The 13,087-nt window shown below is 72.2% G+C and carries 12 protein-coding genes; 9 read left to right on the forward strand and 3 right to left on the reverse strand.

Annotation, left to right across the window (positions count from 1 at the left end; genetic code table 11):
• The first annotated feature begins 103 nt into the window (after positions 1–103).
• From ACFP2T_RS38370 to ACFP2T_RS38395, 6 genes are all read left to right on the forward strand, one after another.
• Positions 104–472, forward strand: coding sequence for a hypothetical protein (locus ACFP2T_RS38370; RefSeq protein WP_377431024.1), 369 nt, complete (start codon positions 104–106; stop codon positions 470–472).
• A 320-nt stretch (positions 473–792) separates the two neighbouring features.
• Complete coding sequence (locus tag ACFP2T_RS38375) at positions 793–1,035, forward strand: hypothetical protein (RefSeq protein WP_377431027.1); 243 nt, start codon at positions 793–795, stop codon at positions 1,033–1,035.
• Between the two features lie 188 nt (positions 1,036–1,223).
• Positions 1,224–2,441, forward strand: a complete 1,218-nt coding sequence (locus tag ACFP2T_RS38380; protein WP_377431029.1) for a sensor histidine kinase — start codon at positions 1,224–1,226, stop codon at positions 2,439–2,441.
• Positions 2,429–3,088 (forward strand): response regulator, encoded by a 660-nt coding sequence (locus ACFP2T_RS38385; protein WP_377431031.1) that lies wholly within the window; start codon positions 2,429–2,431, stop codon positions 3,086–3,088. Before ACFP2T_RS38380 ends, ACFP2T_RS38385 begins: the two co-directional genes overlap by 13 nt.
• A 153-nt stretch (positions 3,089–3,241) precedes the next feature.
• Positions 3,242–4,192, forward strand: coding sequence for an NAD-dependent epimerase/dehydratase family protein (locus tag ACFP2T_RS38390; protein WP_377431034.1), 951 nt, complete (start codon positions 3,242–3,244; stop codon positions 4,190–4,192).
• Positions 4,193–4,275: 83 nt separating this feature from the next.
• Positions 4,276–4,617: an MmcQ/YjbR family DNA-binding protein gene (locus ACFP2T_RS38395; RefSeq protein ID WP_377431037.1), complete on the forward strand. Its 342-nt coding sequence runs from the start codon at positions 4,276–4,278 to the stop codon at positions 4,615–4,617.
• 96 nt (positions 4,618–4,713) lie between these two features.
• On the opposite strand, the gene ACFP2T_RS38400 is transcribed toward ACFP2T_RS38395, so the two are convergent.
• From ACFP2T_RS38400 to ACFP2T_RS38410, 3 genes are all read right to left on the reverse strand, one after another.
• Positions 4,714–5,541: a DUF72 domain-containing protein gene (locus ACFP2T_RS38400; protein WP_377431262.1), complete on the reverse strand. Its 828-nt coding sequence runs from the start codon at positions 5,539–5,541 to the stop codon at positions 4,714–4,716.
• Between the two features lie 138 nt (positions 5,542–5,679).
• Positions 5,680–6,174 (reverse strand): hypothetical protein, encoded by a 495-nt coding sequence (locus ACFP2T_RS38405; protein ID WP_377431040.1) that lies wholly within the window; start codon positions 6,172–6,174, stop codon positions 5,680–5,682.
• Between the two features lie 234 nt (positions 6,175–6,408).
• Positions 6,409–9,834, reverse strand: coding sequence for a S8 family serine peptidase (locus ACFP2T_RS38410; RefSeq protein WP_377431042.1), 3,426 nt, complete (start codon positions 9,832–9,834; stop codon positions 6,409–6,411).
• Positions 9,835–10,011: 177 nt separating this feature from the next.
• Between ACFP2T_RS38410 and ACFP2T_RS38415 the strand changes: the two genes are divergently transcribed.
• The 3 genes from ACFP2T_RS38415 to ACFP2T_RS38425 all read left to right on the forward strand — a co-directional run bounded on the left by ACFP2T_RS38415 (position 10,012) and on the right by ACFP2T_RS38425 (position 13,044).
• A complete protein-coding gene (locus tag ACFP2T_RS38415; protein ID WP_377431045.1) occupies positions 10,012–10,524 on the forward strand; it encodes a SigE family RNA polymerase sigma factor in 513 nt (170 codons plus the stop codon).
• 10 nt (positions 10,525–10,534) lie between these two features.
• A complete protein-coding gene (locus tag ACFP2T_RS38420) occupies positions 10,535–11,845 on the forward strand; it encodes a hypothetical protein (RefSeq protein ID WP_377431047.1) in 1,311 nt (436 codons plus the stop codon).
• Positions 11,846–12,048: 203 nt separating this feature from the next.
• Entirely contained in the window at positions 12,049–13,044 is a 996-nt protein-coding gene (locus ACFP2T_RS38425) for a TrmB family transcriptional regulator (protein WP_377431050.1), read from the forward strand.
• Positions 13,045–13,087: the final 43 nt, after the last annotated feature.

Here is a 13,087-nt window from a genome sequence, read left to right on the forward strand (position 1 = left end):
TCGCAACGCCAGGTCCGCCCGTGATCTAGAACGGTTTTCCGGCGTCTTCGGTTCAATAACCGCTGGGGGTCATCCCGATCGTGTCGTCCTCCGGGCCGAAGCCGTGGTCGACGTGCTCCTGCGGGCGACCTTCCTCGCCGTGATCTTCTTCGCCGTGGTCTTCCTCGCCGTGGTCTTCGTTGCCGTGGTCTTCCTCGCCGTGGTCTTCCTCGCCGCCACCCGCTTCGACGGCGCGGTCCGCTTCGCGGGGGCGGCCTTCTTCGCAGCGGCCTTCGCCGTGGTGGTCGCCCGCTTGTTCGGGGTCTTCGCCGCGGTGGCCCCGGTGGCGCGTCGCGCGGCGGTGGCGACCTTCTTCGCGGCGGCGGTTCCCTTCCCGGGGGCCTTCTTCGCCCCGGTGGCCTTCCGGGCGGCGGCGGGCCTCGTGGTCGTACGGGTGCTGCCTCCCCTACCGTCCGCACGCCGGCTCGGCTGACTCTTGGTGGACCGGATCGGGCCCGCTCGTCGTGCGTCGGCCATCTCAGCTCCTCCTCGTCCGGCGGTTGCACTCGACCGCACCGACACAGGCGACGGTTCGTCGGCCCGGCTGGAATGGGCCGGGCCCACGGCCAGGGCAGGGATCACCACCCTGCCGGCCCCGGCCGGGGAAGCTGTCTCCCCTCGGTTCGGGCACCTAAACACCGCTGGGCAGTAGAGCCTGCTGTACTCCGACCGTCTCGCTGGCTGGATCGTCCATCATCGGAACGGCTCCTAGCGTTAGAGCAGCCAATCGGCCCGATGCGTGAGGAGCACGACGTGTCTGATCCGTACCGAATCTCCGAGCTGCCCGACGGGGCCTCCACCACCGCCGCGCCAGCGAGTGCCCGGAGCAGAGCCTTCCGTCCCCTGCTGTGGCTACTGCTGGTGATCAGCACCGCCGCCAACGTGGTCGCCTCGGCCGCCGGCATCAACATGTTCATCGGTGCCGGGTTCGGGCTGGTCGCCGTGGCCTGCGCCACCGCGCTGATCGTCCATCACTACCGGCACCGGCGTCGGTGAGAACCGCCGTCCCGAACCGACGACCCCGGCCCCCGGCGCAGCTGGGTAGTGTCTCGCTGTCACCAGCCGTCGAAGCTCTCCGATCTACTGAGGTTCTTCCGACCACGGAGGTACGAATGCGGGGTCCCGGCACGCGCGGCCTCCGCGACGGCCCACCGTCCGCCGCGCGGCAAGGCAGGCAGCGGGCCGTGAGCGCTCGGGCCCGCGCCACTCTCGACGCCCTCGAACATCTCGTCGGCGGGCTGGGCACCGGCGTGCTGGCCCTGGTAGCACTGATCTGTCTGGTCGTCGCCGCGGTGACCTGCCTCGTCGGCATCGGCCTGTACCTTCTGCCGGTCGCGCTGCGGGTGGTCCGCGTCGTCGCCGACCGGGAACGCTCCCGGCTCTCCCGCTGGGGCCCGGAGATCGTCGGTCCGGAGCCGGTGCCGGCCCGGCTGGCCGCCGCCCTACGGGACCGGATGGTCTGGCGGGAACTCGGCTGGGTGGTCTCGCACGCGACGCTCGGGTTTTTCCTCGGCCTGTCCGGGGCGTCGCTGCCCCTCTGGGTGGTGACCAACGGCACCATCCCGCTGTGGTGGTACCTCGTGCCGCCGGGCGAAGCCACCGACACGATGAGCCTCGTGCACGTGCACGACGTGGGGAGCGCGCTCGCGGTAAGCCTGATGGGCCTGGGCTGGCTGGTCGTCATGGTCGCCGTCAGCCCGGGAATGGCCTGGTTGCAGGCATTGCCCGGTCGCCGCCTCCTGCCACCCGACTCCGGCACCGACCTCAGCATGCGGGTCGCGCAGCTGACCGCGACCCGGGCCGCCGCGTTGGACGCGCACGCCGCCGAGCTGCGCCGGATCGAGCGGTCGTTGCACGACGGGACCCAGAACCGGATGGTCGCCGTCACCGTTCTGCTCGGTGCGGCACGTCGTGCGCTGGAACGTAACCCCTCCGACGCCGGGGCGATCATCGACCGTGCCCAGGACGCCGCCGAGCAGGCGCTCGCCGAGCTGCGCGCCGTCGTACGCAGCATCCTGCCGCCGGTGCTCACCGACCGCAGCCTCGTCGACGCGCTGGCCGCACTGGCCGCGGACTGCCCGGTGACCTGTCGTATCGATGCCGACGTGCCGGCACGGTGCGCCGCGTCGGTCGAGGCGACGGCCTACTTCGTGGTGGCCGAGGCACTCACCAACGTCGCCCGGCACAGCGGGGCGAGGCATGCCACCGTTAAGCTTCAACGCCGTGGGGATCAACTCTCCGTGGAGATCACCGATGACGGCCGAGGTGGCGCGGACGAGCACCGTGGGTCGGGACTTCTCGGCATCCGTCGCCGCGTCGAGGCGCACGACGGGACGTTCGCGCTGGTCAGTCCGGTCGACGGACCCACCACCCTCACCGTGAGCCTGCCGTGCGGATTGTGATCGCCGAGGACGACCCGCTGCTGCGCGAGGGGCTGGCGCTGCTGCTCCGGGCCGAGTCCCTCGACGTGGTGGCCGCCACCGGCACGCCCGACGAGTTCCTGGCCGCCATCGACGCACACCGTCCCGACGTGGCGATCGTCGACGTCCGGATGCCACCCACGCACACCGACGAGGGGATCGTCGCCGCCGTCGAGGCCCGACGTCGGCAGCCTCGGCTGGCCGTACTCGTGCTGTCGGCGTACGTCGAGCAGGCGTTCGCCACCGAGTTGCTCGCCCAGGGCAGCTCCCGCCTCGGCTATCTGCTCAAGGAGCGCGTCGGGCGGGTACAGGAGTTCCTGGACGCACTGCACCGGGTGGCCGGTGGGGGCACCGCCATCGACCCCGACGTCGTCGCCCAACTGCTGGCCCGGACCCGGCCAGCCACGGCGTTGGAGCGCCTCACGCCTCGGGAACGCGACGTGCTGGCGCTGATGGCCGAAGGGCTCGGAAACGGTGCCATCGCCGAACGGCTCGTCGTCACCGACGGTGCCGTACACAAGAACATCCGAAGCATCTTCGCCAAGCTCGACCTGGCGCCCACCGACCGCGCGGACCGCCGGGTCACTGCCGTGCTGCGCTACCTCGACGACGCCCACCGGCGCGCCTGACAGCGGGGCGCCCGACACGCTCGCCACGGTTGTCCCGCCGGGCGGTGCGGAGCATCGGTACCGAATGCCTGGGCGCACTCCGGTTGACGATCCGGAACCTTGTTCCGTATGGTTACGGAACAAGGTTCCGCTTGTCTCGGAGGGAGACGCGCCATGGCCGTTCTGGTCACCGGAGGTACGGGTTTCATCGGGTCGCACACCGTACGGGCGCTGCTCGACCTGGGCGAGGAGTGCGTGCTCGTGCAGCGCCGCGCCACCGGGCTGCCGCCCGTGCTCGCCGACGCACAGGTCGCGATCGAGCAGGGCGACGTCGCCGACCTGCCGGCCCTGCTCGACCTCGGCACCCGCCACAAGATCACGGGGATCGTACATCTGGCCGGCTCCATGCCCTGGCCGATCGGCGCCGACGAGCCGATCCCCGCCACCCGCAGGGCGCTCGGCGGCCTGCTCAACATCTTCCAGGTCGCTCAGGAGTGGGGCGTACGGCGAGTGGGGGTCGCCAGCACCATCGGCGTCTACCACGGCGTTTCCGGGGACGGTGCCCTGCGGGAGGATCTGCCGCTACCGATGAACTCGTTCCACGTCATCCCCACCTTCAAGAAGATCGGCGAACTGCTCGACGACTGGCTGGCCCCGGCCGCCGGCCTCGACGTCGTCAACTACCGGATCTCCGGCACGTGGGGGCCGGGTGGTCACGAGGACCCGTTCTTCCCGGCGCCCGCCCTCGTCCACGCGGCCGCCCACGGCACCGAGCTCGACCTGTCGTCGCAGGCCCGGACGCCGTACGCCGAGGACGCCCTCGACCTGTGCTACGTGAAGGACACCGGGCGCGCGATCGCCCTGCTGCACCTCGCCGACAAGCTCAACCACCGGACGTACAACGTGGCCTCGGGCCGGGCCACCTCGAACGCCGACGTCATCGCCGCCGTCAAGACCGTGGTCCCGTCCGCCGACCTGTCCCTGCCGATGCGCGGGTCTGTTTCCCCGGCCTCCTGGCTCGACATCACCCGCCTGCACGAGGACACCGGCTACGTCCCCGCGTACGACACCGAGCGCGCCGCCGCCGACTACATCGCCTGGCTGCGCGCGGGCAACGACCGTTGAAGGTCATTCACACCATGATCTCGAAGGGCGGCTGCCGTACCAGGGGGTGACCGCCGACCGCCCGGTACCCGAGAATGGTCGGCGTGGGTGTACCGAGTGATCAGTTCCTGCGGATGGTGGACAGGCTCGCCGAGGTCGAACGCGCCCAGGCGCGGGACTACACGTCCTTCAGCGTGGGCGGCAGGAAGTTCGGCTACCACTGGCCACGCACGAAGACGGTCGGCCTGAAGCAGACCCTCTCCGAGCAGGCCGCGCTGGTCGCCGAGCGACCGGACGTCTTCGAGGTGCAGTTCACCTCCGGTGGGTTCGGCTGGGTGGTCGTCCACCTGCCCAAGATCGACGCCGACGAACTCACCGAGCTGCTCTACGAGGCCTGGCAGCTTTCCGCGCCCGAACGACTCGTCGACGAACACCCCCTGGCCTGAGCTCCGCTGCCGTCGACGTCAACGGCTGGGCGTCCGCCCGCAGACGCGGGCGTGGCTCCGGCCGGCGGGCGGGCCGACGGGGCATGGCTCCGGCGGTCAGAAGAGGGTCAGGGGCTCGGCCGGAATCGGCTCGGGCAGGGCCTCGAGTTCGGGCGTACGCGCCCGGACGTCGTCGTGAAATCGTCGGGCGAGGACGGGCGCGTCCGCGTTGTCCGGGGTGTGGATGAACATGGTCGGCGATCGACCCTCACGCAACCACCCGGCGACGGCGTCGACCCACGGCTGCCAGCCCTCGATCGTCCGTGCGGGGTCGTCGCGGCCGAGGTACCGGACGATCGGCCGGTCGGTCAACGCGCGCGACCGGAGCGGCATGCGCGGCTTCTTCGTCCAGGCCTCCCGTTCCGCGTCGCTGGTCGGGGGGCTCTGGAAGAAGGCGGTGGTGTCGAACGGGATCCATTCGGCGGCCGCGGCGGCGAGAACCTCCTCGAGAAGCCGCGTCGAGCGTGGGTCGTCGAAGAACCCGGGATGGCGGACCTCCACGGCGTACCGGTGGGTCTCGGGGAGCCGGCGCAGGAAATGGGCCAGTACGGAGACGTCCGACGGCGCGAATGACCCCGGCAACTGAATCCAGAGGGCCTGGAGCCGCGGGCCGAGTGGCTCGATCGCATCCAGGAAGACGCGAAGCGCCTCGTCCACGTCGGTGAGACGGCGTTCGTGCGTGATGAGCTTCGGAAGCTTGACCACGAACCGAAAGTCGGGGTCGGTCTGTTGCGCCCACGAGGCCACGGTGTCCCTGGCCGGCGTCGCGTAGAACGTCGTATTCCCCTCGACCGCGTTGCACCAACCGGCGTAGTGCCGCAGGCGCTCGGAGGGCGGAAGCGGATGTGCCAGAAGGCGTCCCTGCCATGACTTGTGAGTCCACATCGCGCAGCCCACGTGAAGACGCATGATCCGCCCCTCCCCCAGACAACCCGCGCCCGGCCAGCCTGCCCCGGGTTCACCTCCGGGACGTCGACCGCATTCTAGGTACGGCCTCCCCGGCGCTCGCCCACCCCACCGAGGTTAGGCGGGGCCCTGATCCGGAGGGCGTCTGCGAAGCGACAGACGGATCGCGTACGCGATCGCCCCGATCAGCAATGCCGCGACCACCGGCCCGCCGAGCAGGATCATGAGGCCGGCGCCGATGTTCGCCCCGATCACGCCGGCGGTCATCACCCGCCACCCGAACCCGACTGTCACGCCGGCTGCCAGCAGCGGGACGAAGACTCCCCACCAGCGTGGGTCCAGGCGGTTCCGACCCGTGGCTCGTCCCAGCACCAGCAGGGCGACGAGGGCCGCGACCACCGATCCGATGCCGGCGGCATGTGCCACGCCGGGATTGACGTCCCAGGGCTGGAAGGCGTAGTCGGGGACGGCGCCGGCCGGAACCGTCGACCGGTCTCCGACAAGCCACCAGGTCGCCACCGGAGTGGCGATGACCAGCACGGCTACGGCGAGCACCAGGTCCCACCTCGCCGACAGGTCGGGGCTGTCACGCGACGGTACCGGCCCTGTCATGCGGACAGTTTGCCGGAAGCGCCATTGGTGTGGATGAGCGCGCGTACTCATCCGCCGCGATCGGGACCGGCGCCGACCGGACCACCGCTGTGGGTGGAGACGGAGCCGACGCTCCTGAAGCCAGCCGGTAGGCGACGCCGACGCGGCGGTCACCCTCGACGGCCACGACGGCCACGACGAAAGGGCTCGTCACCGGCCGTCCGGTGACGAGTCCTTCCGTCCCGCTCGGGAGGGCTATCCGGCCCGGTACGCGTCGATGATCGTCTGCTCGACACCGCTGCCGGCGTTGCCCTGCGCCGCCACCCGCAGCGAGACCGCCTGGCCGGCGGCGGGTTGAGGCAGCCGGGCCCGGTACGTGCCGTCGCCCACGCCGTCGACCCGCACGGGCTGCCAGGTCGCGCCGCTGTCGAGGGATACGGACAGGGTGAAGTCGGTGACGGCCTGTGCCCGGACGCCGTGCGCCTGGTGGACCGTGAAGGTCGCCGTGCCGGATGCGGTGGGATGGTTCGCCGCGTCCAGCGGTAGGGCGTAGTCCACCGACAACAGCGGCAGGGGGACGCTGCCGGTGCCGGCCGGGCCGCTCGACCGGAAGGTCCAGGAGGTCGTGACCCGGGTTGACACCGGCAGGACGGCGGTGGTGTCGATGTCGTAGGTCAGCCGGTAGTCGGCGGCCTGCCGTGGAACGGTGAAGTCGGCCGTCGAGCTGTCGACCTGGCCCACGGTCCGCCCGTCGCGGGCGAGGGTGAGCGTGCGCGGAATGTCGAGATCGACGCCGTCGGCAAGGCAGTCGAACCGCCCGTGCTGGTCGGTCAACGTGACGAGTTCGACGTGCAGGTTGCCGCTCGTACGGGCCGGTGCGAGGGGCGCGCACGCGCTCGTGGAGCCGCCCGGGTAGTCGTACCAGTCCGAACGCAGCGGCTGTCGTACCCACACCTTGTCCTGCCGGCTGCCCGGCGCGTACCGGGCCATTCCCTCCTGGGTGACCGTCCCGTCCCAGAACGCCTCGTCCGCCCAGGCGAAGCCGGACGACACGTAGTCGGTGCGGTCGCCGGAGACCCCCTCGGTACTGGTCTCGGCGACGAACGCCCCCTCCGGGCTGTACCCGTACCGCTTGTGTCCGGTCCTGGAGTCCGGTACGTCGAGCGTCTTGAATTGCTGGTCGATCCGGGCGAGGGTGGCATGCACGGCGGCGGTGACCCGGTACGTCGGGTCGTCCGGAATGCCGTTGCCGAACGGGTGGATGAGGTCGTAGAGGTACGGGCTCCGTCCACTCCCCGGTGCGTCGAGCCCGAACCCGGCGTACGCCCGGAACGTCCCGATGCCGGCTCCGCTGTTCGGTGCCACGAACACGTTCCAATCCTTGGCCGCCTCACCCCAGGCGAAGGCGAAATCGGTCCAGGCGGGGCCACGCCGGGCCGACTGCACGTACGTGAGGCCTACCGAGGCGGCCTCCGTGGCGACCCCGTCGACGCTCGCCGTGAGCCGCCGGGCCCGGGACAGGTCGACCCTCATGGACGTGTCGCCCGCGACGACCAGGTCCGGATCGCCGGCCAGGGCCGCGCGTTGGTCGTCGTCGGTCCAGGACATGAACGAGGCCATCACGCTGTACCGGCCGGCGGGCACCCGGAACGACAGCGTGTCACCGGCATCGCCGGACTCGGCCCGGGCGTACCCGGCCCGGTCGTCGAGGTTGACCACCTGGATCAGGACCCACCCGCTCGTCCCCTCCGGGGTACCCGGAATCGCGGTCGTCTCGACGGTGAGGTCATGGCTGGGCGGCTCCACGTAGAACGTCACCGGCGTACGCGTCGCCACCTGGCCGCCGACGCGCGCCGCGACCACGGCCGTGTACCGGCCGGGACGGGCCCCGACCGCCGTCCGGTCGACGCGCAGCGTGACGCCGCCGTCGGCACCGGCGGCGAGCGGCACCCGACCGGCCGAGAGGGACACGGCGCCGGCCGGTGCGGCGACGCCGTGCTGGTCGGTCACTGCCACGTCGAGGGCGACCGTCGCCGGGCCGGTGCCGGTGTTGACCCACGCCAGCTTCGCCTCCGCCGTGCCGGACCCCGGGGACGCCCAGCTGCCGAGGTTCACCACCGGCTGGGCGCTGACCACGCCGGACAGGGCCCGGGCCACGTGCAGCCGCCCCGCGCCGCTGGCGTACGCGTCACCGCCGGTGACCGGGTCCACCGCGCCGACCAGCGCGGCCTTGAGCTGCTCGGCCCGCCAGTCGGGGTGGCGCTGGGCCAGGACGGCGGCCGCACCGGCGACGTGCGGGGACGCCATCGACGTGCCGGAGGCGGCCACGTAGCGTGCGTCGATCGCCCGGCCCATGGTGGTACCGGCCGCCCGCGCCGCGACGACGTCCACGCCCGGCGCGACCAGTTCGGGCTTGGCGGCGCGGGTGTTGACCAGCGGTCCACGGCTGGAGAAGTCGGCGAGTACGTCGTCGCTGTCCACCGCGCCGACGGTGAGCGCGCCCACGGCGGCGCCCGGTGCGGACACGGTGTTGTCGGCGGGCCCGGCGTTGCCGGCCGCGACCACGAACAGCGCGCCGGTCTGCCGGGACAGTGCGTCGAGCGCGAGCGACATCGGGTCGGTGCCGTCGCTGGCCTCCCAGCCGCCGAGGCTCAGGTTCACCACGGCGGCACGGCTCGCGGCCCATTCCATCCCGGCGATCACCTGCGAGTCGGTGCCGTCGCCGCTGTCGTCGAGGACCTTGCCCACGACGAGCCGCGCACCCGGCGCCACGCCCTTGCGGGTGCCACCCGAGGCGGCGCCGGTGCCCGCGATCGTGGCTGCCACGTGGGTGCCGTGGCCGAGCCGGTCGCCCGCGTCACCGCCGTCGACCGTGAAGTCCATCTTCTCCGTGATCTGGCCCGCGAGGTCCGGATGGCTGGCGTCGACGCCGCTGTCCAGCACCGCGACCCGTGCGCCGGCACCGGTGTACCCGGCGTCCCACGCCTGCGGTGCGGCGACCTGGCGAAGGTTACGGTCCAACCGGTCGGCGGTGTGCCCGGATGCGTGGCTGGCCCGTACCCGCCGGTCCAGCCACACCCGCAGGGACGGGCCGGACGAGCGCGCCGTGGCCGAGCGGGCCGACACCGACCGGACGAGATCCGCGCCCGTCGCCTTCGCACGGCGACCCGAGACCGCCTCGATGCTCGGCAGCGCACGGGCCCCGGCCATCCCGGCGACCAGGGGATCGGCCGTCAGCTGGCGTACCTGCCCGCCGGGACGGACGATGAGCGGCAGGTCGTCGGTGCGCGCGTCGTCGTAGCCGTCGAGGACCAGCGCCGTCACGTCGAACAGAGCCGGGTCCAGCACCGTGTCGATCAACGGTGCGACCTGGGCGGGCACCACCCGCACGTGCCCGTCGGGGCCGCAACTGCGGGTCAGCACACCACTCGGGCTGGCCGGGCGGACGCTCACCACCGGGCAGCCCGACGAGGCGCCGCGCACGGTCACCACGTCCCCGGTCAACAGCGTCACCGTGTACGTCCGCCCGGCCGGAAGCAACGACGGCACGGCGGCGGTTGTCGCACCGGTCGCCCTGCTCCGGTTCTCCCCCGCGACGCCCACGCCGGGCACTCCCAACGCCGCCAGCAACACTCCGGTGGTGGACAACCCGAGCACCAGTTGACGTTTACGTCTACGCATCCTCGCTCCATTCAGCTCCGACGATCACGCCCCTTAGATGGGCTCGGCCGTCGGCGGGGTTGCCCGCACGTCGGATCGGATCCCGGGCACGGCCGACACGATCAATCCGCGGAACCGGACAACCCGGTACTCGCCCGCGCCCGTCGAAGGAGTGATGACCCAACGGAGGGACGGGCGATGCGGGATGCCTCGGAGAAGGAGTACGTCGACTACGTCTCGGCGCGGATACCCGCGCTGCGGCGGCTGGCGTACCTCCTGGCCGGTGACGAGCATCGCGCCGACGACCTGGTCCAACAGACCATCACCACGCTGTACGTGAAGTGGTGGCGTGCGCAGGCCGCCGACCATCTCGACGCGTACGTCCGCACCATGCTGGTCCGTACGTACCTGGACGGGAAGCGGCTGGCGTGGGCGCGGGTCCGGCTGTTCCGCGAGGCGCCCGAGCCACCGCCGTTCTCCGACGGCGGCTTCGAAGACCGCCACGTCGTCCGGGCGGCGCTGAGCCGGGTGCCCCGCCGGCAGCAGGCCGTGCTGGTGCTGCGGTTCTTCTACGACCTGCCGGTCGACGAGGTGGCCGGGATACTCGGCTGCTCGTCCGGCACGGTCAAGAGCCAGACCTCCCGCGGACTGGCCACGCTGCGACGCCTGCTCGGTGAGCGGGAGTTCGCAGGTTTCTCCGCCACGAACTGAGGAGCCGATAATGCCATCCGAACTCGATCTGCTGCGGTCGCTCGACGACGAGCCGCCCGCACCCTCCACCGTGGACATCCAGCGCGCAATCGCCGCCGGACGCCGCCGCCGGACCCGTCGCGGCGCCGCGTACGCGGGCGTCGCGACGGTGACCGCACTCGCCGTCGCCGGTGTCTCGGTCGCGGCCGGGGTGCTCGACGACGCCCCGTCGCAGACGGCGGCGACCGGTACGCCGCGCACCACCGCCACCGCCCCGCCGAAGGCGGAGTACACGATCCCGGGCACCCCGGGCTGGAGCGCGCCGGCGGCGACCCCGCCCACCAGTTGCAGCCTGGACCGGCTGCCCGCACCGGACAACGCGCCGATGGCACTGGTGTCCGGCGCGGACTTCGCCGGCCGGTACGTCGTCGGGCGCTCGTACCCGAAGGGCGGCGGCTACCAGGCGGTGATCTGGCACGACGGCAAGGGCAGGAAGGTGATGCTCCCCGGCGATCTGGAGGAGTCGCTACAGGACGTCAACTCGACGGGTACCGCGGTCGGCTGGAGCTACGTCGGCGGCGGCGAGGCGGACACCGGCCCCGTCCCGTACGTCTACCACGACGGCAAGGTGTCGAAGCTGCCGGGCGTGCGGCGCGGATCCGCGTACGCGATCAACGACGCTGGGGCGATCGTGGGCGACGACAGCGGCGAGGCCGCGCTGGTCTGGCCGTCGGCGACCGCACCGCCGTTCCGGCTGCCGGTGCCCGCCGGCGCGTCGGAGGCCACCGCCCGCGACATCGACGAGGACGGCACCACGGTCGGCACGGTGAACAACGAGCGACCGTACGTCTGGTTCCCGGACGGCACCCACCGGGAACTTCCGATGCCGAGCCTCGACGGCGAGCAGGCCGAGACCGCCCGGGTCTTCAGCATCCGGAACGGCTGGGCGACCGGGGTGGCCGGCAACGGTCTCGGCCGCGCGGGAAAGAACCCGAGGTCGGGCTCGTCGTCGGGACCGGCCGGCTCCGGCGGGCAAGGAAAGGACGCCCAACTGGGGGCGGTCCGGTGGAACGTCCGCACCGGCGAGGTGCGCGTGTTCGGCGAGCTGGGGATCGGAGCGGGCAGCCCGAATGCGCAGGGCTGGCAGGTCGGCACGGACAAGCAGGGACGGGCGGTGCTGGTCGCCGACGGCGCTCCGGTGGTCTTGCCGGGTCTGGCCGGCCACCGGCCGGGCGGCCTGTCCGACATCCCGACCACGTTGAGCGACGACGGGCGCACCATCGCCGGACAGTCGGACGACGCGACGGGCATCATCCAGGCCGTCGTGTGGCGCTGCCGGTGACGGAATCCGGCAGGTCTTCGCAGTAGCCGCCGACCGGAGCAGGGCTCCGGTCGACTGGTCCACGGCTGCGCAGAGACCGGAGGATCGTGGAGAGGACCGAACCCGGCCGGGTTCGGTCCTCTCCCGTGAACCGGCACCCGGCGACGACAGCGCCGGCCGCTTCGTAGAGTCTTCCCAGTCGACGGGGAGTAGGAGGAGCGGTCATGTTCGACGACACCGGGCTGCTGCGACCGCAGGAGGAGCAGGCGTACCGGCTGCTGCTGCGGCTCTCCGCGGCCCGACCCGCCGACCTCGCCGGGCTGGCCGACGTACCGCTCGACGAGGCCGCCGGACTGTTGGAGGGCTTGCGGAGCAAGGGACTGGCCATGGCGCACCCCGGCCCGGACCCGGCGTTCGAACCGCTGCCGCCGGACGTCGCCCTCGGCAACACCCTGCTACGCCGACAGGAGTCGCTGGAGACCGCCCGACAGGCGGTCGCCGCGCTGACCGAGGAGTACCGGGCCAGCGCCCGGCGCCGCAACGCCGACCAGCTGGTCGAGGTGGTGGTCGGTGCGGCCGCGCTGCGTGACCGGCTGCGTGACCTGCAGGACTCGGCCCGCGAGGAGATCCTGTGGTTCTGCCGGGCCAATCCGCTGGCCATGTCCGGTTCCGAGAACGCCGAGGAGTCCGGGGCGCTGGCCCGTGGGGTGCGCTACCGGGCGATCTACGAGCGGGCCCTGCTGGAGACGCCCGGCGAGCTGGAGAGCATCGCGGAGAGCGTACGCGGCGGAGAGGAGGCCCGGACCCTGCCGACGTTGCCGGTCCGGATCGCCATCGCCGACCGGTCGACCGCCATCTGCCCACTGGTGCCGGACGACGAACGCGACGTCGGGGAGCCGACCGCCGCGCTGATCCGGCGCAGTGAACTGCTGGACGCGCTGCTGGCGCTCTTCGAGAGCCACTGGGACCGGGCGACCCCGATCCGCTGGGACGCCGACCACGGCGGACTGTCCGACGCGGCGGCCGACGGTGCCCTGGACGACGGCGAGCGGTTCCTGCTGTCGCTGTTCGTGGCCGGCTTCCCCGACAAGTCGATCGCGTCGCAGCTCGGCGTCAGTCGGCGGACCGTGCAGCGCCGGCTGGAACGGCTGATGGCGGTCGCCGCGGTGGACACCCGCACCGGGCTGGCGTTCCAGGCCGCCCGACGGGGCTGGCTGTGACGGCGAGCGGCACCGCACCGGGCGGGACGGTGGATCCCCGTCC

The sequence above is a fragment of the Plantactinospora solaniradicis genome, assembly GCF_042658085.1.
Classification (GTDB): Bacteria; Actinomycetota; Actinomycetes; order Mycobacteriales; family Micromonosporaceae; genus Plantactinospora; species Plantactinospora solaniradicis.

Coding starts and splice junctions, on each gene's coding strand:
- ACFP2T_RS38390 (WP_377431034.1), top strand. CDS start 3,242: ATGGCCGTTCTGGTCACCGGAGGTACGGGTTTCATCGGGTCGCACACC.
- ACFP2T_RS38400 (WP_377431262.1), bottom strand. CDS start 5,541: ATGTGGACTCACAAGTCATGGCAGGGACGCCTTCTGGCACATCCGCTT.
- ACFP2T_RS38405 (WP_377431040.1), bottom strand. CDS start 6,174: ATGACAGGGCCGGTACCGTCGCGTGACAGCCCCGACCTGTCGGCGAGG.
- ACFP2T_RS38410 (WP_377431042.1), bottom strand. CDS start 9,834: ATGCGTAGACGTAAACGTCAACTGGTGCTCGGGTTGTCCACCACCGGA.
- ACFP2T_RS38415 (WP_377431045.1), top strand. CDS start 10,012: ATGCGGGATGCCTCGGAGAAGGAGTACGTCGACTACGTCTCGGCGCGG.
- ACFP2T_RS38420 (WP_377431047.1), top strand. CDS start 10,535: ATGCCATCCGAACTCGATCTGCTGCGGTCGCTCGACGACGAGCCGCCC.
- ACFP2T_RS38425 (WP_377431050.1), top strand. CDS start 12,049: ATGTTCGACGACACCGGGCTGCTGCGACCGCAGGAGGAGCAGGCGTAC.